The organism is Bacillus sp. TH19 (assembly GCF_016651075.1).
GTDB classification, from domain to species: Bacteria; Bacillota; Bacilli; order Bacillales; family Bacillaceae_G; genus Bacillus_A; species Bacillus_A mycoides.
Map to the genome: position 1 here is coordinate 1,021,235 of NZ_JAEKEO010000010.1, position 19,196 is coordinate 1,040,430.

The following is a 19,196-nucleotide window of genomic DNA, read 5'->3' on the forward strand; positions in this document are numbered from 1 at the left end:
TATAAACGATCGATAAAGGAGGATTCAATATAGTGCTAGATTTAAAAATGTATGTAAACGGTGAATGGAGAGACTCTAGTGATCAAGAAAAAAGAACGATTATTAACCCTGCGAATGGCAAGGGTATAGCATATGCACCTGAGGGGACGATTGAGGATGCAAAATACGCGATAGAAGTGGCAAGAACGGCTTTTGATAGCGGAATTTGGTCAGAGACATCGGCTGCTGAAAGGGCATCATATTTATTTAAAATAGCAGATGAAATTGATAAAAATATGGAAGAATTAGTATACCTTGAAACAATGGATAATGGAAAAACGTACCGTGAGGCAGAAGGAGATATTGGAGATGCAGCGGCTTGTTTTCGCTATTATGCCGGATTGATTACAAAGCCAGATGGTCAAACATATCATGTAGCCGATCCGATGCAAGCGATGGTTGTAAGAGAGCCAGTCGGTGTTTGTGGATTAATTGTTCCATGGAATTATCCGCTATTGATGAGTGTATGGAAAATTGCACCTGCTTTAGCAGCTGGAAATACAATTGTGTTTAAACCTTCTGAAGTGACACCAATCACTGCAACAAAACTATTCGAAATCCTTGAAAAAGTAGGGCTACCAAAAGGTGTTGCCAATATGGTAATGGGGGCCGGTCCAATAGTAGGAAATGAAATTGCAGCGAGTAATAAAGTGGACATGATTTCCTTTACAGGTGGAACAAAAACAGGTAAGCACATTATGAGAACAGCGGCAGATAATATGAAAAAGATTTCGTTAGAACTTGGAGGGAAATCTCCAAATATTATTTTTGCAGATGCAGATTTTGAGACCGCTATTGATTATGCTCTATTCGGTATTTATGCAGGTAGCGGACAAGTATGTTCAGCGGGATCAAGAATCCTTGTCGAAGAAAATATTTATGATAAATTTGTTAATAGTTTTGTAGAGCGAGCACAGCAAATTAACGTTGGACCTGGTGATAATCCAGAATCAGAAATGGGGCCACTTGTAAGTCAAGAACATATGGAAAAAGTATTACGCTATATTGAAATTGGGAAAGACGAAGGTGCAAACGTTGCTTGCGGAGGTAGACGAATAATGGAGGATGGAAAAGGTGATGGTTTCTTTATTGAACCAACAGTCTTTGTCAATGTAAAACCTGATATGCGCATTGTCCAGGAAGAAATCTTCGGTCCTGTTGTAGTAATTCAAAAGTTTAAAGACGAACAGGAAGCAATTGAGTTGGCAAACGGTACAGACTATGGTTTGGCTGGAGGAGTATTTACAGTCGATGGTGCAAAAGCAATGCGTGTGATTCGCAAACTTCGCGCAGGAATTACGTGGATTAATAGTTATCATCCAACATACAATGAGGCACCTTGGGGCGGATATAAGCAAAGTGGTATAGGTCGTAGTCTAGGAACGTTTGGTTTAGAAGAATTTCAAGAGATTAAGCAGATTAATATAAATCTAGAAGTAGAACCTATTGGTTGGTTTGCAAATAAAAAAAATGTAGAGGTGAATTAGATGGAAACGAACGTGAAAAATAAATTGAATGAGAAAGAATCAAATGTAAATGAGTATATTACGAAAGTACTACAGTTAATTGAAAAAGAAAAGATTACTGAAGAAGAGGCAAACTGGATTCAAAAAGAAACAGTAGATGGATTTAGAGAGCATGTAAACCCTGGTTTTCTTGCTTATAGAAAAACAGTAACAAAAGATGGACAATTTGCAGCAGTAGAATGGTCAGATGAAGGATCTTGCTTCATGGATATTAATGGTAAAAAGTATATTGACTGTTTAGGTGGATTTGGAATTTATAATGTTGGTCACCGTAATCCGAAAGTGGTAAAAGCTGTAACGGATCAATTAAAGCGTCAAGCATTGCACAGTCAGGATTTACTAGATCCACTTCGAGCAATGCTTGCAAAGATTTTAGCGGATATTACACCTGGTGATTTGAAATATGCCTTCTTCACAAATAGTGGAACAGAAAGCGTAGAGGCAGCATTAAAACTAGCAAAAATGTATAGTGAACGAACAACTTTCATTGCTACAACGCGTGCTTTCCATGGTAAGAGCCTTGGTGCTTTATCTGGGACGGCAAAAGGAATGTTCCGTAAGCCATTTTTACCATTAATTCCGGGTTTCCGTCATGTTCCGTTTGGCGATATTGATATGATGAGAAAAACATTTGAGACATGTGCATTAGTGGGAGAAGATGTTGCAGCAGTTATTTTAGAACCAATTCAAGGAGAGGGCGGTATTATTTTACCTCCAGAAAATTATTTGAAACAAGTACGAGAGCTTTGTGATGAGTTTGGATCACTCCTTATCTTTGATGAAGTACAAACTGGAATGGGACGTACAGGAAAAATGTTTGCTGCAGAATTATATGATGTCGTGCCGGATATTATTTGTCTTGCGAAGGCGTTTGGTGGAGGTGTAATGCCAGCGGGAGCTATTGTTGCGAAAGAAACAGTATTCAAAAGTTGGTTTGAAAATCCATTTATGCACACAACAACATTTGGAGGAAATCCACTTGCATGTGCTGCTGCAATTGCAACAATCCATGTATTATTGGAAGAGAAATTACCGGAACGAGCTATGGAAGTTGGGGAGTATTTCTTAAATGGATTGAAACAAGCAGCAGAAGGACACGAAGATAAAATCTTTGAAATTCGTGGTCAAGGTTTAATGATTGGGATTGAATTCCATAAAGACGAGATTGGTTATGAAGTGTCAAAGGCGATGTTTGATCAAGGTATTCTTGTTGCGGGAACATTAATTAACTCAAAAACAATTCGTATTGAACCATCCCTTACAATTAGTTATGAAGAAGTAGATACAGTTATTAATACGTTTAAATCTGTGCTAGCTCAAGTAAAAGTAAAATAAATTTCGCATAAGGTTATATGTGAATTCAAACGATTGAAACTATAATTAGAATAGATTTACCTGTATTTTATTACAGGAAGGCAGTGTAACGAAAAGTTACACTGCCTTTTTATTACATTTTTTGCTGTTGAGTATTTACATATAATTTGTCTTAGTGTACTATTTAACTAACACACTAAGACAGGAGTGGAGAAATGAAAATCGAGTTTTCTCCAAATACACCAATTTACATTCAGGTAATGGAATACACAAAGAAAGAAATTGTAACGGGTCATTTATTGCCTGGCGATAAAATTCCCTCCGTACGTGAATTAGCGAGTGAATTACAAGTAAATCCAAATACGATTCAACGCACATTTCAAGAACTAGAACGGGATGGAGTTGTTGTAACACGTAGAGGAATGGGGCGATATGTAACGAATGAAGGGGAGAAAATTATGGAGCTGCGAAAAGATATGGCGAAAGAATTGCTTCATTCTTTTATAAATGGAATGGACAATTTAGGTTTTTCAGAAGAAGAAATTCTTTCAATTCTTAGTTCTTCATTAAATAAGAAAAGGGAGGAGAACGAATGACAGAGCTATTAAAAATAGAAAATCTATGGAAGCGATACGGATTGAAAGCAGTAATCCGGGAATTAAACATAGAGATTACAGAAGGGAAAATCGTTGGGCTTGTTGGAGATAACGGGAGCGGGAAAACGACGTTATTGAAAATGATTGCAGGCTTGCAGCACCCTTCTGAAGGTAGTATTACAATAGATGGTAAAAAGGTAGGATTAGAGACGAAAAAAATCGTTTCATTTATGTCCGATAAGCCAGTATTTGATGATTGGATGACTGTAAAAGATGCTTTATTTTTCTATAGAGATTTTTATAAAGACTTCGATATTCAAAAAGCAGTAGATACGATTGTAGAATTCAAAATACCGTTAGAAGAAAAAATTAAAGCATTGTCAAAAGGGATGATTGAGAAGCTACAAATTATTTTAACATTTTCTCGAAAAGCGAAGTTATACGTACTGGATGAACCGCTTGGCGGGATTGATCTCGTTTCTAGGGAGCATGTACTTGAGCTAATCCTTAAATTTTATCGTGAAGATTGTACGCTGCTTATATCAACTCATTTAATAAGAGAAATCGAAAATATATTTGATGAAGTAATCTTTTTGAAAGATGGAGAAATAATATTGCATGAAAATGTGGAAGAACTACGATTTCAAAAGGGGAAAGCAGTACATGAGCTGTTTAAGGAGGCCTATGAGAAATGAATCAGCTTTTTCTTTATCTGTATAATTGTAATAAGAGAAAAATAGCCATTATTTACTTCGGATTTATTACAGTTTCATTAATTCTTTTATTTAATATGAAAGGAGTTTCAGGAGCTAGAATTTCAGGTAGGCAAGATATAATCATTATTATATTTTTTATCGTACTAGGTATAAATGGATTCGCAATTCTTCTAACAGGTATATCGTCTTTTCGAAAAATGCTAAAAAACTCTATGCTACGTTGTACTTCTATTTCAGCACAAAAGTATATATGTGCAAATGTTTTATTTTGTGTACTACTCTTTATGATTTTGCTAGGAATAGGAATCATTTTTCTATACTATTTTTCTTTAAATATTTATAATGGAAAAACAGATTTAGGTGTTCAGCAAGCAATCCACAGTTTATATGATTATGGAATATTACATCATATGTTATCTATTTTCTTATGGGGACTAGATTTTGTTAATATGCTAGTTTCTATTTATTTAATTATAGTAATTACGAAGCTATTCAATGTGAAATCATCGATGAGTAAGATTGTTTGCGTAATCTTATTCGTTGTTTTTATCGCATTTAATGGGGGAATAACGTATATCTTTCAGCAAATAGAAAAGTATGTGTTTGCCATAAATAATATTGGATTTATAGATCAAAACGGCTTTTTAAATACATCATTTTATTCTGGTGCAGATATTACAGTTTTAAATCTATGTTTTAACTGTTTATTAACAATTATATTATTAGTAGTTACAGGTCGCATCATCGACAAAAAACTAGAAGTTTAAAGGAGGAATCATCATTGGGAAATGTAGTAGTGAAATTAGAAAATGTCCGAAAAAAAATCGGTAGAACAGAAATTATTCGGGGCTTATCATTTGAGGTTCGTGAAGGAGAGGTATACGGATTCCTTGGACCGAACGGTAGCGGTAAGACGACGACAATTCGTATGATGACAGGTCTTATTTCTATGACAGAAGGCGATATTACAATTTGTGGTCATAGTATTCGCACAGAGCGTGAAAAGGCGCTAGAGCAAATTGGAGCGATTGTAGAAAATCCCGAGCTATATGATTATATGACTGGAATGCAAAATTTAAAGCATTTTGCGAACATGGCGATTACCCCAATTAGTAAAGAGCGCATCGCTGAAATTGTAAAGCTTGTTGAATTAGAGCATGCGATTCATAAAAAGGTGAAAACATACTCACTTGGTATGAAACAGCGTTTAGGAATTGCGCAGGCGTTACTTCATCAGCCGAAAATCTTAATTTTAGATGAACCGACAAATGGATTAGATCCAGCTGGTATTCGCCAAATTCGTGATTATTTACAACGATTAGCGAAAGAAGAAAATATTGCAGTCATTGTATCAAGTCATTTATTAAGTGAAATTGAATTAATGTGTGATCGTGTAGTTATTATAAAGCAAGGTGAGTTTGTACAAGAGTATAACTTACATGAACAAGCGAAGCATGATGAAACAGTTGTAGTTGCATTTGAAGTAGATCAAGTTCAAAAAGCGAACGAAATTATTAAAGGTAAAGTACAAGGAAATGTAGTGGTGGCATCTGTAATGAAAGAAGAGATTCCGCAAATTGTAAAACAGTTAGTGAATGCTGATGTACTCGTATACGGTGTTACTGTTCAAAATAAAACGTTAGAGGATGAGTTCTTAGCGATTACAGGGGGAGTGAAAGCGTAATGTTTAAATTAATTCAAAATGAATTTTTAAAGTTACATGCGAAAAAAGGTATGTACATTTTAATAGGTGTAATTGCAGCATTGGAGATTTTGGGAGTTTTAGCGATGCTGAAATGGGGAGGAGGAAATGAGTTTAAAGGATCATATTTAGATTTTGTAAGTTCAGAGATTGGTTTAATTACCTTATTTGCAACAATTTTTGGAATTACGATTGCGTCTCGTACAATTACTGATGAGTTCCAAAAAGGTACAATTAAGCAGTTATTAATCCGTCCGAGAAAACGAATTACAGTTTTGTTCTCTAAATATATTACAGTGTTACTTACTATATTATTTATCATATTTGCTAGCACGTTAATCTCAATGATTATTGGCGGGATTGTAATGGATGGTAGTAAAACAGGAGTAACGTTAGGAATCGTAATGAAGTCCATTTTATATCAAGTACTTTCACCGTTCTTCTTTGCAACTCTTTCATTTTGCTTAGCTAATGTATTTAGAAATTCTGTATTACCATTAATTATTTCGTTGTTCTTATTCTTCTTACAAAGTGCAATTACAATGGTGCTTATGATGTTTGCTAAAGGTGTTGCAAAGTTTGTTGTATTCTCGCATTTAAATTTAAGTGTGTACGACAGCAATAAATTAGTAAGTGGCGGAGTAGAACCACCATTTACAGAATTTACGTTTACAACTTCATTATTACTTGTAGTTGCATACTTTGCTGTATTACTTGTAGCATCAAGTGTATTATTCCAAAAACGTGACGTATTATAATCGAAAAAATCCCCGTGTTAACGGGGATTTTTATTAACCAGCTTTTTTGATTTATGTAGCTTTTAAGTGTGGCAGATACATATTTACTTAGGAACATAATTGTAACTAAGTTGAAGAACATTGATATGGTATATCAAATAGGATCGTTATTATATAATTTAATACGTATATTATTCGGAATAAAGTGAGAAAAATAGGAAGATTTTCAACTATATTCATATTATAATTTAGTTATCCGGCCATTTGTGGAGAAGGGCTACCCATAAAATACTGAATAAAGTTTCACTTTATATCATCTCTGGAGGTGTTCCATATGCAACATGCATTTTCACGTATAAGGCTACGTAGTTTTTTTGGATGGATGATTATAGGGATGTTCCTGACGATGATTCCATTAAGGTTATCAGGTGCTTCTGACAATACGATAGAGTTACTGTCACAAATATCAATATTTTTTGCATTTCCACTATTGTGGCTATATTTAAAAACAAGTAAAAATAATGTTGTTTTTAAAAGCTTTTTTGATAAGCCTGGACGTTTACATTGGGGGTTAATTGTATTAGCAACGATCATGGGAATGATTTTTGCAGTCGGTATATCCCAAATTCAATTTTATATTTTAGCACATACTTTACCTAATTTCTTAGTTACCATGTTAGAAGATGGAAATGTAATTAATACGAGTAACATATACATGACGATATTTACTTTCATTTCAGCATGTGTATTAGCCCCAATAATGGAAGAGGTTATTTTTAGAGGTTTTTTCTTGCAGCGAATGGCGTACAAATGGGGGATTAAACGAGCGGTTATTATATCCTCTCTTATTTTTGGACTAGGACATTTTGATGTTATCGGTGCTTTCATGTTCGGTGTTATTATGTGCCTTCTATACATAAAGACAAAAAATATATGGACGAATATTGCTGTGCATGCTCTAAATAATTTGATTGCAACGAGTATGCAATTTGTAGCTGGAGATGGAAGTGACGCAATCTCGATTACGGAATTACAAGCACAAAGTAATTTATGGATCGGCATTGGTCTTGTGATTATCGGTTTATTATGGTTCATTCCTTTTACTTGGAACCAATGGCGTACAGTAAAAGAAGTTGGTGTGCCACCGATTCGTTTCATAAATGAAGAAAAAGTAGTGAATACATCAGAAGAAAATGAAATATATAGCCAAGTGATAGTAACAGATAGATTGATGGCTGTAGAACTACCTGATGAAGCTGTAAATAAGCTTCGGTTAGAAGAAAATGATTATGTAACAGTTTCTGTAGAAGAAGATAAAATTGTTATAAAGAAAGCGCATAATAGATAATTAAAAAGTAGCTCCTAAAGAGCTACTTTTTAATTTGTAATAATCTCTACACGAAAATTATTACCGTTCTTTACATATTTAATATCTGTAACGATCCGAACGGTTTTTAGAAGTTCAACTTTTTCACCAATTCGAGGGATGGTCGGAACATTGTCCCAAATACCAAGCAAGTCATCTAATTGTGCCGTTTTTTCATAAAACCAGATTTTCAATGTAAAGCCCCTTTCTCGAACTTTATGTATTTTAATACATGATATATCATTTTTATTCTTAATGTAAGGGGTTTTTACTCTTTTTGTGAATAAAGATGAATTAATCTTCTGGGAATATATGTTCAATGTCCGGAGTAAGAGCTACTTCTGATAATACGATATGAGAAACTGTCGTTGCATATGAAGAAACATCATTGATAAATTCTTCAAGTTCAACGAGTGAAGGAACAGAGATTTTTACAATGTAGCATAAGCTTCCTGTTACTCGGTAACAAAAACTTGCAGATGGATAAGACTGAATAAACTGTTGCATACGTGTTGTATCACCATTTTTTAAAGTGATTTCTAAAATACAATCTAAAACAAGTCCGGCTTTTTTATAATTGATATCGATTGTGTATTTTTGAATAATCCCCTCACTTTCAAGTTTACGTACACGTTCTGTAGTAGACGGAGCCGATAAGTTTACTCGTTTTGCTAATTCACGCATCGAAAGGCGGCTATCATTATATAATTCATTTAAAATTTTTCGATCAACACGGTCTAATTGCATTTGTAAATATACCTCCAGTAAAATGATAATTTTTGTAAAGCAAAATTTAAAATTAAGATTCATATGAAATGTAAAGTGAACTTTATTTATTTTACAATAAAAAAGAAGGAAATAGGAGGGGAAATGATGGAGAGAATTACATTATCAAATGTAGGAGATACAAATTTTCAAAAATTATTAGGTCATAATCCAGATATATTAAATTCGTGGAGTACGTTAGAGAATACACTGTATAGTACAGGGGCCCTTTCCGTAGAGTTAAAGGAGCAAGTAAGAAGAACATTAGCGTTTGGGAATGAATGTCCGTACTGTATGGCAAAGGGAAAGCCGGATGATATACAAAAAATAGAAGAAATTAGCGTAGCCGTTACTTTTGCGCATGCATTTGTTCATGACCAAAAGGCGATAGATGATAATATGTTTCATATATTAAAACAATATTGGACTGAAAAAGAAATTGTAGAGCTTTGTGCCTATATTTGTTTTATTACTGCTTCGCAGCAACTTGGTTTTCTGTTTCAATTACAGCCCAATTAATTAGGAGGATATTATGCTTAATCAAGCAGCACTTATAATCATTGATGTACAGGAAGCATTCAACTTACCATACTGGGGCGTGAGGAATAACCTTTTGGCGGAAGAAAATATGAAAAGTTTGTTAGAAGAATGGAGAAAAAGAAAACTACCAGTTTTTCATATTCAACATGTAAATAAAGAAAATGTTCAATCGATGTTTTATCAACATGTGGAAACGGTAAACTTTAAAGAAGAAGTGCAACCGATGCCAGATGAAATAATTATCCAGAAATCCGTTAATAGCGCGTTCATTGGGACAAATTTGGAAGAACAATTAAGAGAACAAAATTGTAATACGGTAGTGATTGTAGGATTAACAACAAATCATTGTGTGGAGACTACAACACGGATGGCAGGTAATTTAGGGCTTACAACGTATTTAGTGAGCGATGCGACGGCTACATTCAATCGTAAAGGTCTGGACGGGACAGAGTATAGTGCAGAGGACATTCACAATATGACACTTGTAAACTTACATGATGAATTTGCCAAAATCGTTACGACTGAAGGTGTTTTAAAATTATTTTAAGAAAATAATTGTGGAATTATGTAGAAAAAAATAAGAATATTTCGTATAATCTAAGTATAATCATTTTGAAAATAGGGGTGTCATCATATGGAGCAAATTCCGGTAAAGAAAATAGAAGAAGTACTCGTTTTAGCAGGAGATGATAAACAAAAGCAAAAGGAATTTTATGAATTGCTCTTAACAACGGAGTTTTATGTTGCTGGTTCACTTGAAGCAGAAGACGGGGCAACGGAAGGAACACTTCGTTTGCGTCATTTCCAAGGAGAGGGTAGATGGATCGTTCCGTTCTTTACACAATTGAAATTTGTAAAAGATGTGTTGCCAGAAGGTACACCCCTTATTACGATACGTGGAAAAGAATTATTGGGTAGCATCGAGAAAGATGCGACAGCTGTATTAAATGTTGGAACAGATATGAGTAAAACATTTATTCCAGAAGAAATTGCAGAGATAGCATCAGGACGAATCTTTAATTATTATAAGTAAAAGGAAAAGCTTAGTAGCTTTTCCTTTTTAATTTGAACATGGAGTGGCTATACCAGAAGAAATAGAAACAGTTTTGTTAGTTGTATTTATTGTTGCTGTAGCTCCGAGGGGAATACCGATATTTGGACTTATATGTCCAATCGGTAAACCGAATAACACAGGTATATTATATGGCGTGAAATATTCATATAATATTGTTTGCAATGATTGAGATGGCTTAGAAGGGTTGCAGTCGTGACAACTTGTAAAAATAACGCCGCTGCATTCATTAAACTGTCCAGATAAAAGTAGTTGATTTAACATCCGGTCAATGCGGTACGGTTCTTCACCAATATCTTCAAGCAATAAAAGTTTATTTGACGTATTTATCTCATAGGGCGAGCCAATTATACTTGTTAACACAGTTAAATTCCCTCCAACTAATGTGCCTGTAACTGTACATGGAGAGGTAGGTACGATACATTCTGATGCATATAAGATAGATGAATACGGATGGAATAGTTGATTGAAAGAAGATAAGGAGAGAGAATCTATACCTTTTCCTAATTCTTCAATCATTGGACCATGAAAAGTAACCAGCTCCGCATAACGTGAAAAGGCAGTATGTAAAGCCGTAATATCGCTATATCCCCAAAAAATCTTTGGATTCCGTTGAATGATTTCATATTGAATGTAAGGGAGGAGACGAGCGCTGCCGTAACCACCTCGTGCACAAAAGACTGCTTTGACCTCAGTATTTGTAAATGCTTCATGTATATCATCAAGACGAACTTGATCACTTCCAGCTAAATATCCATATTTTTCATAAACACTCTTTCCAATTATTACGGATAATCCCATCTCTTGTAATACTTTCACACCTTTTAATATATTCTCAAGTGTTGGTGGGCCAGACGGTGCAATAACCATTACTGTATCACCTTTTTGCAAAGCATTTGGATAAATCATTGTTCTCAGCCTCCTTCTCTTTCAATATATTCGCTTGAGCGAAAGTTCAATCCTTGTAAAAGAAGGGGAAAGCATGTCATATAAAGAAGGTATAGGGAAAGTAGGAGGGAAAATGATGTTTACAAGTCGAGTAATAGATATATTACAAATTAAGTATCCGATCATTCAAGCAGGTATGGCAGGAGCGATTACAACGTCAGAACTTGTTGCAGCTGTGAGTAATAGCGGAGGATTAGGTACGCTTGGAGCAGGGTATATGAGCCCAGAACAAATCCGTGAAGCGATTTATAAAATAAGGGAACTAACAAATAAGCCTTTCGGTGTTAATTTACTTTTAACGAAAGAGATACAGATAGAAGAAGAGAGGGTAAACGAGGCGAAAGTATTGCTTAGTGGAGTGAATAGAGAATTAGGTATAGAGGAAGAAAAGACTTTAAAACTTCCAAAAAGCTATAAAGAACAATTACAAGTATTATTAGAGGAAAAGGTACCAGTCGTTAGTTTTGCATTTCAAACGTTAGAAAAAGAAGAAATAGATGATTTGAAAAAGGAAGGGATAAAAGTTATCGGAACAGCTACCCATGTAGCGGAAGCGAAAGCACTTGCTAAGTTAGGGGTAGATATTATTGTCGGGCAAGGTAGCGAGGCAGGAGGGCATAGAGGAACGTTTATTGGGAAAGAACAAGATGCGATGATTGGTACATTTGCATTAATCCCGCAATTAGTAGCGGAAGTACCTCATATCCCGATTGTTGCAGCGGGTGGTGTAATGAATGGGCAAGGGCTTGTTGCGGCATTTGCGTTAGGGGCAGAGGCTGTTCAAATGGGATCAGCCTTTTTAACGAGTGAAGAAAGTATTACGCATGACGTGTATAAAGAGGCGATTTTACATAGTACAGATACGAGTACAACGGTAACCCGTGCGTTTTCCGGGAAATATGCACGGGGTATTCGTAATGAATTTATAGAGAAACATGAAGGAAGAGAAGAAAATTTACCGATGTATCCAGTGCAAAACGTATTAACTTCAAAAATACGTCAAGAAGCAGCGAAGCAAAATAAGGAAGAGTATATGTCGCTTTGGGCGGGACAAGCATCATCATTAGCACGAACGGAATCAGCTCAGCACGTAGTGAAACGTGTCATGAAAGAAGCAGAGAACGTAATTGAACAATTACAAGATGTATATAAAAAAAGACCACTTGAATAATTCAAGCGGTCTTTTCGTTAGTTTGCTTTATAAAATTGTTGGATAGCTTCGTCGATGTAAACCCAGCCTTTCCAACCTAAGTGCATATGATCTTTTAAGAAGTACTTATCATATTCATGATTTGAGAAATCAGCAATTGGATAGCCAGCTTGCTTAATTTGCTCACGAACTTTATTGTAGTATAATTCGCGTTTTTCTTTCGGGAAGCCAGCGTAATCATACCAAGGACCTTTTACAGGAACAGAAATGAAGAGCGGTTTTGCGCCAGATTGTTTTAATAAATCAAGTACAATTTGTAAATCTTCATATTCTGGTGATTGGTCATAAGCATCATTTTTTAAGTAACCTTCACGTTGTTTTAATTTCTTCTTAATTTTGCTATTGAAGTAATCATCTTCGATACCATATTCGTTAGAGCTTGATTCTACTGCACCTGTTTGATCAGCATGCTTACGAGCTTCTTCCCAGTTCATTTGTTTCAATGATGGATCAAGCTGTTCTTTATGCGGCTTAATATTAAACATAACTGTAAATAAATCTTTACGATCTAGAATGTTACGATAAATATAAGCGAAAGGTTTAGCAGCAAGTGCTTTTACTTTATACTTTGTATCATCGTAGGCGATACCTTCAAGCGAAATTTTTAATAAAGTTTCTTTTTTAACAATCTCAAAGTTTAATAAGCGTTTTGCAATTTGTTTTTTCATTTCAGGTTTTAAATCATCGTTGAAAATGAAGTGGTAACCTTGTTGTTTTGAAAAGTTAGGTGCAAAGTGTGTCTCATCAATACCTTGTGGTACAAACCATTGCGGAGAAAGAACGAATATCATTTTCTTATCTTTCAATTGATCCATTGTAGATGCGAAGTTTAATACATGTACAAGGTCTTGTGTTCCACCGCGCCCAAGTAGGAATGGTGTGAATCCTTCAGGCTTTACTTTGAAATAATTCGATGGATGGAAAGCATCCATACGTGCGAATTCCGATGAACCGTACATCGGAAGATATTTCGGGTCTGCTAACATCTTTTGCTGTAAAATCATACTTTGAATCTTTTCTTCTTTTAAAGAAGTCGCAGCTTGTTCTACTTTCTCATCACTTAAAAGTGGAAGTAGGAAGCGCGTTGGAATAAGTAAGAATACAGCAAAAAGGGCCAATGCTAAAAGCATCGGACCAAATTTTACTTTGTTCATCGGATTTCTTCCAACTTTTTAATAACCATATTTGGTGTAGCCCACTCATCGCGGTCAAAATCAGAAATAGAAACTTCAATCTCTAAACGCTCTTGGAATTCTACTAATAAAGATACTACAGCGAAAGAATCAAGAATACCTTCTTCAAATAATTGAACATCTAAGTTTTCTTTCACAATATCGTTTTCACATACTTCTTCTAAAATATCTAATACTTGCTCTTTGAATTCTGCCATTTTTAAAATCTCCTTTATATCCGAAATATATTATATGTGCAACTTCTTAATAGTATAAGAAGGGTGCATTAAAAGTATCTGTTAAGGTGTCCAGAGAAGATCAGGAAACCGAAACATACAACGTGGAACGTAATTACAATCGCAAGGACGTGTGTAAATTTATTGTTTGGCCAAAACTTATGCTTCTTGTTTTTTCGTTCGAAAATATCGAATAAAATAAACAGTGCGGCATGATATAGACCATAAATAACATACTGCGCAACAGCGCTTCCTTGGATGTGCCAAATTCCCATAATGAAAAAGTTTAAAAATGCACCGATATACGAAATTGTGTAACGGTTCTTAATTAACTTTTTCTTCGTTGCAAAAAAGACGAAACGCATGTAAATAAAATCACGGAACCAGAATGATAAACTCATGTGCCAGCGGTTCCAGAAGTCTTTAATGTTACGACTAAGGAATGGCTTATTAAAGTTTTCTGGAGTTTTAATTCCCATCATGTAACTGATACCAATTACGAACGCACTATAACCTGCAAAGTCAAAGAATAACTGCATGCTAGTAGCGTACATAAAAATCACATTAGATAAAAGTGTATCTTGATTGGCGAATACTGCCTTTACAAGATATGTTGTTATCAAGTGCGCGATTATAAATTTATACAGAAAACCTTGGAAAATACGGTTAATCCCTGTATATAGTAACTTTTGATATTCCTCAGCACTAGGCGGCTTTTGAATATCTTTTTGGAATCTACGGTAACGATCGATAGGTCCACTTGAAATCGCAGGGAAGAATAAAACGAATTCCCAGAAATTAAAGAAGGAAAGTTCTTTAATTAAATTATCACGAACTTCAAAGACCATCTGTACAGCTCTAAATGTTACGTAAGACATACCTGCGAAAACAATAAAATGCAATTCAGGTACAAACGGTGCGATTTTTGCCAAAATAAGCGGTAAAATCGATAAAATAACAGCTATACAAAACGTGAATGTACTATTATTTTGTTTTCTTAAAATTAAATAGCCTTTAATAAGGGCATATTGCCAAATAATAAATGCGGCTAACATGATTGCTTGCTTCGGTTTATCAGAGAAGATAATAACGAGCATTACTAATGTTAAAGCGGCATTATATTTACGCAACATTTTACCTTTTAATCCAGCTATGATAGTAGGTATTAATAAAATGCCTACTATAGCGAAAAAATAAAATGATCCATATGCGGTCATGCTGTAACCTCACTCAATAATTTTTTGCGATCTACCTTTCCATTTGGTGTCATTGGAATAGAAGATTGATACATGAATTTACGTGGAATCATGTAATTTGGTAATCGCTCATTGAGTTCTTTTTTGATTGCAGATGTTAATTTGAATTCTTTTTCAAACGAATGCTCTCCAGGAACAACAACCGCTAATAAGTAATCATATTTTTCACCTTTTTTAATTGGAACAACAACTGCACCTTCTACGTAAGAACACGCGCGAAGATGATGTTCGATTTCTTCTAATTCCATTCGATAACCATGAAGCTTAATTTGGAAATCAAGACGACCATTATAGAATAGAAGACCATTTTCTACATAGCCAGCATCACCTGTTTTATAGGCGCGCTCACCATCAATCATGGTAAATACTTTTTCTGTTAATTCAGGGCTTCCTAAATAGCCAACGCTTACGCTTGGACCGACAATTACGATTTCACCTTTTTCACCGTCAGGTGCAATTGTACCATCTTCTTTCATAATAAGAAGGCGACAGTCTGATTTACAGTAGCCAACTGGAAGTGATTTGTATTGATCAAGCACTTCTTCTGTAACGTGAATGCCTGTTACAGCAACAGTAGCTTCTGTTGGACCGTACGTATTCATAATTGCTGCTTTCGGGAAACGCTCAATTAATTTTCTAGCTACTTCATTTGGTAACACTTCACCGCAGAATAAGAATGTTTTCATGTTTGGTAGCATACTTTCAGAGAAAGAGGCTTCCATTAAACACATTTCTGCGAAAGATGGTGTCGAAGTCCATACTTGTATATCCGATTGCTCTAAAGAAGCAAACAAGTCTTTTGGACGTGCAATCATATCTTTATCGATTGCCCAAAGTGTGCCACCTGTTACTAATGATGGGTAAATATCCATTACAGATAAATCGAATGAGAAAGGTGCTTGGTTTAAGAATACTTGCCCTGTTTGTAAGTTGAAATCTTCTACAGCCCATTTTGTAAAGCTAACAAGACAGTTATAAGTAATCTGAACCCCTTTCGGATTACCTGTACTTCCTGATGTGTAAATAATGTAGAAGTTCTCATCACCTTTTACCGCATGTTCAGGATTTGGAGTATTCCCTTTATGAGTAAAGAAAATATCTTTTAAGTTATCTTCACTTGTAATGCGAACTGGTAAGTCCGTTACCGTTACTTCTGCCCCTGATAACAGTAATTTCGTACCAGAACTTTCAGCAATACGTTGTACACGATCAGCTGGAATAGATAAATCTACAGGAATGTAAGCATGTCCAGCTTTTACACAACCTAAAAAGTTAATAATCATTTCAGGTTGCATATGGCCATAAACCATAATTGGTGAACGATCATCTGGATACTCAGAAGAAATCCAATGTGCTAACGCATCAGAATCTTCCTTTAATTGTTTGTACGTAATTTTCGCATCTCGCCAAACAAAAGCGGTTTGATCAGGCGTTTCTACAGCCCACTTTTCAATTTGTTCTAATAACTTCATAACGTTCCCACCCTAGAATTCATTGTAAATAAATGTACTTGTGTTTGTATCATGGAATCCATACAACCAAAGTAATGCAAATAAAATTGCAAGGTAATAAACCGTCTTTGCAACCCATTGTGTGAGTGGTTGAGACCATATCTCTTTTAATCTTTCCATGTCTTTCCCTCGCTTAATGAAATAATAGCTCTTTGTAGGTATCATGTCCTACATGATTGTGAAAAAAACAAAATCCCACATTTTAGGTAAAAATAAGTCAAAAGGCTCTTTTCTGATATTAGCACTAAATACTAAAAAAGAAAATCCCTAACTTAGCAATTATATTACATTCAGCATGAATTTGTAATGGGTTTGACATGTAAATAGGAAGTGGATTGTATGAATGTATAAAAGTGGATTGTGAGAAGGCGGGAAAATATAATATTTGTTTTGTTATTCCTGAATTGGAGTGGGTTAATAATCACTGGGTACTTAGTACATTTTCAAGGTATAGAGCCTTTTAAAAGGAGGTAATTATTATGAAAAGAGAGTGGAGGAGTTTTATTTCAGAGGAAAATATCATTAAATGGAGACGGCATTTCCATAAGTATCCGGAATTATCGTTTCATGAAAAAGAAACTTCGCAATTTATATATGAAACATTATGCTCATTTTCTTCTTTTGAAGTAACGAGACCAACGGAGTACAGTGTGCTAGCAATTAAAAGAGGAAGGCAACAAGGGAAAGTAGTTGCGATTCGAGCTGATATAGATGCTTTACCAATCCAAGAGGAGACAAGGAAACCTTATACGTCTGTGCATAAAGGAATAATGCATGCATGCGGGCATGATGCTCACGCAGCTATTTTATTAAGTACAGCAGAGACGATAGCAAATATGAAGGAAGATTTTGCAGGCGAAATCCGTCTGTTCTTTCAGCACGCAGAGGAAGTGTATCCCGGTGGTGGACAAGAAATGGTGGAGGCCGGTGTTATGGACGGCGTCGATTATGTAGTAGGTTTGCACGTTATGTCTGGATTAGAAAGTGGAAAGATAGGAATTGTATATGGCCCTATGATGGCAGCACCAGACGTATTTACAATTGAAATTTTAGGAAAGGGTGGTCACGCGGCACGACCAGAAGAAACGATAGATCCTATTGCTATCGGAGCACAAATTATTACAAATTTACAACATATCGTATCAAGAAATACAAGTGCTTTTATGCATAGAGTAGTGTCAGTTACACAATTTCATGGGGGGATGGCCGATAATATCATTCCTAGTGCAGCAGCTTTAATGGGAACTGTTCGATCTTTTAATCAAACATTAAGAGAGGAAGCAAAAGAGAAAATTGAGCAAATTGTAAAAGGAATTACAGAAGCACATGGGGGAGATTATACATATACGTATCGTTACGGATATGATCCAGTTGTTAATAATGAGTACATTACGAAAATAGTAGAAAAAAGTGCGATAAAATTGTTCGGAAATCAGCGTATTGTGCATCTTGAACCTTCTATGGGAGGGGAAGATTTTTCAGCGTATTTAAGAAAAGCACCTGGTTGTTTCATTAAATTAGGAACAGGGAATAAAAATATTGATACTTGTTATCCACATCATCATCCGAAATTTGATGTGGATGAATCGGCTTTAATTAATGGAGTGGAACTATTTTTAGAGACAACTATAAGACTACTAGAAATTGATAAAGCATAAAAAAAGGCAACTGCACTCTATTGCAGTTGCTTTTATTTCTTCCGTCAGAGAGGGCTGAGAAAGAACTATGCTCATTTATAGTATATGAATAGCTAACGGACAAGCTTGTACATTTTAACTATTTTTAAAAAAATAGTTATTGACTTTGATAATCAATTTCAATTAATCTAATGGTATAATTGAAATTGATAATTATTATCAATAAAATAGATGAGGAACCTTAATGAGAAAAACATTTCACCTTTTACGAAGGGAATTAAAAAATAAAGATGTTGATAAGCATATTGAATGGCAACGAAATATAATTCGTTCTGAATATGTAGGTGAGAAGAGTACACTTCAAACAGAAAAAGAGATACAAGGTAAAAGGAGAGGTTCAGTTGAGTAAGTTAGTAATGATTTTTGCAAGTATGAGTGGAAATACAGAGGAAATGGCTGACCATATTGCGGGTGCGATTCGTGAAACAGAAAATGAGATTGAAGTAATTGATATTATGGATACACCAGAAGCTTCTATATTAGAGCAATACGACGGTATTATTTTAGGTGCTTATACTTGGGGAGATGGTGATCTTCCTGATGATTTTTTAGATTTTTATGATGCAATGGATTCTATTAACTTAACTGGTAAAAAAGCAGCTGCATTCGGTTCTTGTGATTCGGCTTATCCGAAATACGGGTTAGCGGTTGATATTTTAATAGAAAAGCTGCAGGAGCGCGGGGCAGCAGTTGTGCTAGAAGGATTGAAAGTAGAATTAACGCCAGAAGATGAAGATGTAGAAAAATGTTTACAGTTTGGAGCTGAATTCGTAAAACACCTTTCTTAATGGCA

Annotated in this window: 23 protein-coding genes; 15 read left to right on the plus strand and 8 right to left on the minus strand. The window is 35.1% G+C overall.

Going from position 1 to position 19,196, the window contains the following annotated elements; genetic code table 11:
- Positions 1 to 32 precede the first annotated feature (32 nt).
- From JFU54_RS22940 to JFU54_RS22975, 8 genes are all read left to right on the plus strand, one after another.
- Positions 33 to 1,526: an aldehyde dehydrogenase family protein gene (locus JFU54_RS22940; RefSeq protein WP_201066529.1), complete on the plus strand. Its 1,494-nt coding sequence runs from the start codon at positions 33 to 35 to the stop codon at positions 1,524 to 1,526.
- Positions 1,527 to 2,900: a putrescine aminotransferase gene (locus JFU54_RS22945; RefSeq protein ID WP_201066531.1), complete on the plus strand. Its 1,374-nt coding sequence runs from the start codon at positions 1,527 to 1,529 to the stop codon at positions 2,898 to 2,900.
- A 194-nt stretch (positions 2,901 to 3,094) separates the two neighbouring features.
- On the plus strand, positions 3,095 to 3,475 hold the full coding sequence (locus JFU54_RS22950; protein ID WP_002064403.1) for a GntR family transcriptional regulator: 381 nt from the start codon (positions 3,095 to 3,097) through the stop codon (positions 3,473 to 3,475).
- Positions 3,472 to 4,170: an ABC transporter ATP-binding protein gene (locus tag JFU54_RS22955; RefSeq protein ID WP_002086785.1), complete on the plus strand. Its 699-nt coding sequence runs from the start codon at positions 3,472 to 3,474 to the stop codon at positions 4,168 to 4,170. Before JFU54_RS22950 ends, JFU54_RS22955 begins: the two co-directional genes overlap by 4 nt.
- Positions 4,167 to 4,958 carry an ABC transporter permease gene (locus JFU54_RS22960; RefSeq protein WP_201066533.1) on the plus strand — a complete coding sequence of 264 codons (792 nt, stop codon included), beginning with the start codon at positions 4,167 to 4,169 and terminating at the stop codon, positions 4,956 to 4,958. Before JFU54_RS22955 ends, JFU54_RS22960 begins: the two co-directional genes overlap by 4 nt.
- A 14-nt stretch (positions 4,959 to 4,972) precedes the next feature.
- The gene (locus JFU54_RS22965) at positions 4,973 to 5,875 is read left to right on the plus strand and encodes an ABC transporter ATP-binding protein (protein WP_201066535.1); all 903 of its coding nucleotides are present in this window, start codon (positions 4,973 to 4,975) and stop codon (positions 5,873 to 5,875) included.
- Positions 5,875 to 6,651: an ABC transporter permease gene (locus tag JFU54_RS22970; protein ID WP_002064410.1), complete on the plus strand. Its 777-nt coding sequence runs from the start codon at positions 5,875 to 5,877 to the stop codon at positions 6,649 to 6,651. The genes JFU54_RS22965 and JFU54_RS22970 overlap by 1 nt, the downstream gene beginning before the upstream one ends.
- A 313-nt stretch (positions 6,652 to 6,964) precedes the next feature.
- The gene (locus tag JFU54_RS22975; protein WP_201066537.1) at positions 6,965 to 7,978 is read left to right on the plus strand and encodes a CPBP family intramembrane glutamic endopeptidase; all 1,014 of its coding nucleotides are present in this window, start codon (positions 6,965 to 6,967) and stop codon (positions 7,976 to 7,978) included.
- Between the two features lie 29 nt (positions 7,979 to 8,007).
- Here JFU54_RS22975 and JFU54_RS22980 read toward each other — a convergent pair whose 3' ends face one another.
- Together JFU54_RS22980 and JFU54_RS22985 are read right to left on the minus strand one after the other, a co-directional pair.
- Entirely contained in the window at positions 8,008 to 8,190 is a 183-nt protein-coding gene (locus JFU54_RS22980) for a DUF3913 family protein (protein ID WP_000707108.1), read from the minus strand.
- Positions 8,191 to 8,290: 100 nt separating this feature from the next.
- Positions 8,291 to 8,743 (minus strand): Lrp/AsnC family transcriptional regulator, encoded by a 453-nt coding sequence (locus tag JFU54_RS22985; protein WP_002011610.1) that lies wholly within the window; start codon positions 8,741 to 8,743, stop codon positions 8,291 to 8,293.
- A 123-nt stretch (positions 8,744 to 8,866) separates the two neighbouring features.
- Between JFU54_RS22985 and JFU54_RS22990 the strand changes: the two genes are divergently transcribed.
- The 3 genes from JFU54_RS22990 (at position 8,867) to JFU54_RS23000 (ending at position 10,334) form a co-directional block, all read left to right on the plus strand.
- A complete protein-coding gene (locus JFU54_RS22990) occupies positions 8,867 to 9,280 on the plus strand; it encodes a carboxymuconolactone decarboxylase family protein (protein ID WP_201066539.1) in 414 nt (137 codons plus the stop codon).
- Between the two features lie 13 nt (positions 9,281 to 9,293).
- Positions 9,294 to 9,848, plus strand: a complete 555-nt coding sequence (locus tag JFU54_RS22995) for a cysteine hydrolase family protein (RefSeq protein WP_016101497.1) — start codon at positions 9,294 to 9,296, stop codon at positions 9,846 to 9,848.
- Positions 9,849 to 9,935: 87 nt separating this feature from the next.
- Positions 9,936 to 10,334, plus strand: coding sequence for an SseB family protein (locus JFU54_RS23000; protein WP_002011614.1), 399 nt, complete (start codon positions 9,936 to 9,938; stop codon positions 10,332 to 10,334).
- Positions 10,335 to 10,361: 27 nt separating this feature from the next.
- Here JFU54_RS23000 and JFU54_RS23005 read toward each other — a convergent pair whose 3' ends face one another.
- Positions 10,362 to 11,282, minus strand: a complete 921-nt coding sequence (locus tag JFU54_RS23005) for a S66 peptidase family protein (protein WP_002193257.1) — start codon at positions 11,280 to 11,282, stop codon at positions 10,362 to 10,364.
- A gap of 73 nt (positions 11,283 to 11,355) precedes the next feature.
- Here JFU54_RS23005 and JFU54_RS23010 point away from each other — a divergent pair, with 73 nt between their 5' ends.
- A complete protein-coding gene (locus JFU54_RS23010) occupies positions 11,356 to 12,492 on the plus strand; it encodes an NAD(P)H-dependent flavin oxidoreductase (RefSeq protein ID WP_201066541.1) in 1,137 nt (378 codons plus the stop codon).
- Positions 12,493 to 12,509: 17 nt separating this feature from the next.
- On the opposite strand, the gene dltD is transcribed toward JFU54_RS23010, so the two are convergent.
- From dltD to JFU54_RS23035, 5 genes are all read right to left on the minus strand, one after another.
- A complete protein-coding gene (gene dltD / locus JFU54_RS23015) occupies positions 12,510 to 13,685 on the minus strand; it encodes a D-alanyl-lipoteichoic acid biosynthesis protein DltD (RefSeq protein WP_201066543.1) in 1,176 nt (391 codons plus the stop codon).
- Complete coding sequence (dltC, locus tag JFU54_RS23020) at positions 13,682 to 13,921, minus strand: D-alanine--poly(phosphoribitol) ligase subunit DltC (RefSeq protein ID WP_002011622.1); 240 nt, start codon at positions 13,919 to 13,921, stop codon at positions 13,682 to 13,684. The genes dltD and dltC overlap by 4 nt, the downstream gene beginning before the upstream one ends.
- 68 nt (positions 13,922 to 13,989) lie before the next feature.
- Positions 13,990 to 15,156, minus strand: coding sequence for a D-alanyl-lipoteichoic acid biosynthesis protein DltB (gene dltB, locus JFU54_RS23025; protein ID WP_201066545.1), 1,167 nt, complete (start codon positions 15,154 to 15,156; stop codon positions 13,990 to 13,992).
- A complete protein-coding gene (gene dltA, locus JFU54_RS23030; RefSeq protein WP_201066547.1) occupies positions 15,153 to 16,667 on the minus strand; it encodes a D-alanine--poly(phosphoribitol) ligase subunit DltA in 1,515 nt (504 codons plus the stop codon). The genes dltB and dltA overlap by 4 nt, the downstream gene beginning before the upstream one ends.
- Before the next feature lie 12 nt (positions 16,668 to 16,679).
- Complete coding sequence (locus JFU54_RS23035; protein WP_002011626.1) at positions 16,680 to 16,826, minus strand: teichoic acid D-Ala incorporation-associated protein DltX; 147 nt, start codon at positions 16,824 to 16,826, stop codon at positions 16,680 to 16,682.
- A gap of 359 nt (positions 16,827 to 17,185) precedes the next feature.
- On the opposite strand from JFU54_RS23035, the gene JFU54_RS23040 reads away from it, so the two are divergent.
- The 3 genes from JFU54_RS23040 (at position 17,186) to JFU54_RS23050 (ending at position 19,191) form a co-directional block, all read left to right on the plus strand.
- The gene (locus JFU54_RS23040; protein WP_201066549.1) at positions 17,186 to 18,364 is read left to right on the plus strand and encodes an amidohydrolase; all 1,179 of its coding nucleotides are present in this window, start codon (positions 17,186 to 17,188) and stop codon (positions 18,362 to 18,364) included.
- Positions 18,365 to 18,587: 223 nt separating this feature from the next.
- Positions 18,588 to 18,752 (plus strand): hypothetical protein, encoded by a 165-nt coding sequence (locus JFU54_RS23045; protein WP_181777915.1) that lies wholly within the window; start codon positions 18,588 to 18,590, stop codon positions 18,750 to 18,752.
- Positions 18,745 to 19,191, plus strand: a complete 447-nt coding sequence (locus JFU54_RS23050) for a flavodoxin (protein ID WP_201066551.1) — start codon at positions 18,745 to 18,747, stop codon at positions 19,189 to 19,191. The genes JFU54_RS23045 and JFU54_RS23050 overlap by 8 nt, the downstream gene beginning before the upstream one ends.
- Positions 19,192 to 19,196: the final 5 nt, after the last annotated feature.

What these genes read in the sequence shown, in the direction of transcription:
- dltD (WP_201066543.1), bottom strand. Translation starts at nt 13,685, where the DNA reads ATGAACAAAGTAAAATTTGGTCCGATGCTTTTAGCATTGGCCCTTTTT.
- JFU54_RS23000 (WP_002011614.1), top strand. Translation starts at nt 9,936, where the DNA reads ATGGAGCAAATTCCGGTAAAGAAAATAGAAGAAGTACTCGTTTTAGCA.
- dltB (WP_201066545.1), bottom strand. Translation starts at nt 15,156, where the DNA reads ATGACCGCATATGGATCATTTTATTTTTTCGCTATAGTAGGCATTTTA.
- JFU54_RS23045 (WP_181777915.1), top strand. Translation starts at nt 18,588, where the DNA reads ATGAGAAAAACATTTCACCTTTTACGAAGGGAATTAAAAAATAAAGAT.
- JFU54_RS22970 (WP_002064410.1), top strand. Translation starts at nt 5,875, where the DNA reads ATGTTTAAATTAATTCAAAATGAATTTTTAAAGTTACATGCGAAAAAA.
- JFU54_RS22945 (WP_201066531.1), top strand. Translation starts at nt 1,527, where the DNA reads ATGGAAACGAACGTGAAAAATAAATTGAATGAGAAAGAATCAAATGTA.
- JFU54_RS22990 (WP_201066539.1), top strand. Translation starts at nt 8,867, where the DNA reads ATGATGGAGAGAATTACATTATCAAATGTAGGAGATACAAATTTTCAA.
- JFU54_RS23040 (WP_201066549.1), top strand. Translation starts at nt 17,186, where the DNA reads ATGAAAAGAGAGTGGAGGAGTTTTATTTCAGAGGAAAATATCATTAAA.
- JFU54_RS23035 (WP_002011626.1), bottom strand. Translation starts at nt 16,826, where the DNA reads ATGGAAAGATTAAAAGAGATATGGTCTCAACCACTCACACAATGGGTT.
- JFU54_RS22950 (WP_002064403.1), top strand. Translation starts at nt 3,095, where the DNA reads ATGAAAATCGAGTTTTCTCCAAATACACCAATTTACATTCAGGTAATG.
- dltC (WP_002011622.1), bottom strand. Translation starts at nt 13,921, where the DNA reads ATGGCAGAATTCAAAGAGCAAGTATTAGATATTTTAGAAGAAGTATGT.
- JFU54_RS22960 (WP_201066533.1), top strand. Translation starts at nt 4,167, where the DNA reads ATGAATCAGCTTTTTCTTTATCTGTATAATTGTAATAAGAGAAAAATA.
- JFU54_RS22995 (WP_016101497.1), top strand. Translation starts at nt 9,294, where the DNA reads ATGCTTAATCAAGCAGCACTTATAATCATTGATGTACAGGAAGCATTC.
- JFU54_RS22975 (WP_201066537.1), top strand. Translation starts at nt 6,965, where the DNA reads ATGCAACATGCATTTTCACGTATAAGGCTACGTAGTTTTTTTGGATGG.
- JFU54_RS23010 (WP_201066541.1), top strand. Translation starts at nt 11,356, where the DNA reads ATGTCATATAAAGAAGGTATAGGGAAAGTAGGAGGGAAAATGATGTTT.
- dltA (WP_201066547.1), bottom strand. Translation starts at nt 16,667, where the DNA reads ATGAAGTTATTAGAACAAATTGAAAAGTGGGCTGTAGAAACGCCTGAT.
- JFU54_RS22985 (WP_002011610.1), bottom strand. Translation starts at nt 8,743, where the DNA reads ATGCAATTAGACCGTGTTGATCGAAAAATTTTAAATGAATTATATAAT.
- JFU54_RS22955 (WP_002086785.1), top strand. Translation starts at nt 3,472, where the DNA reads ATGACAGAGCTATTAAAAATAGAAAATCTATGGAAGCGATACGGATTG.
- JFU54_RS23005 (WP_002193257.1), bottom strand. Translation starts at nt 11,282, where the DNA reads ATGATTTATCCAAATGCTTTGCAAAAAGGTGATACAGTAATGGTTATT.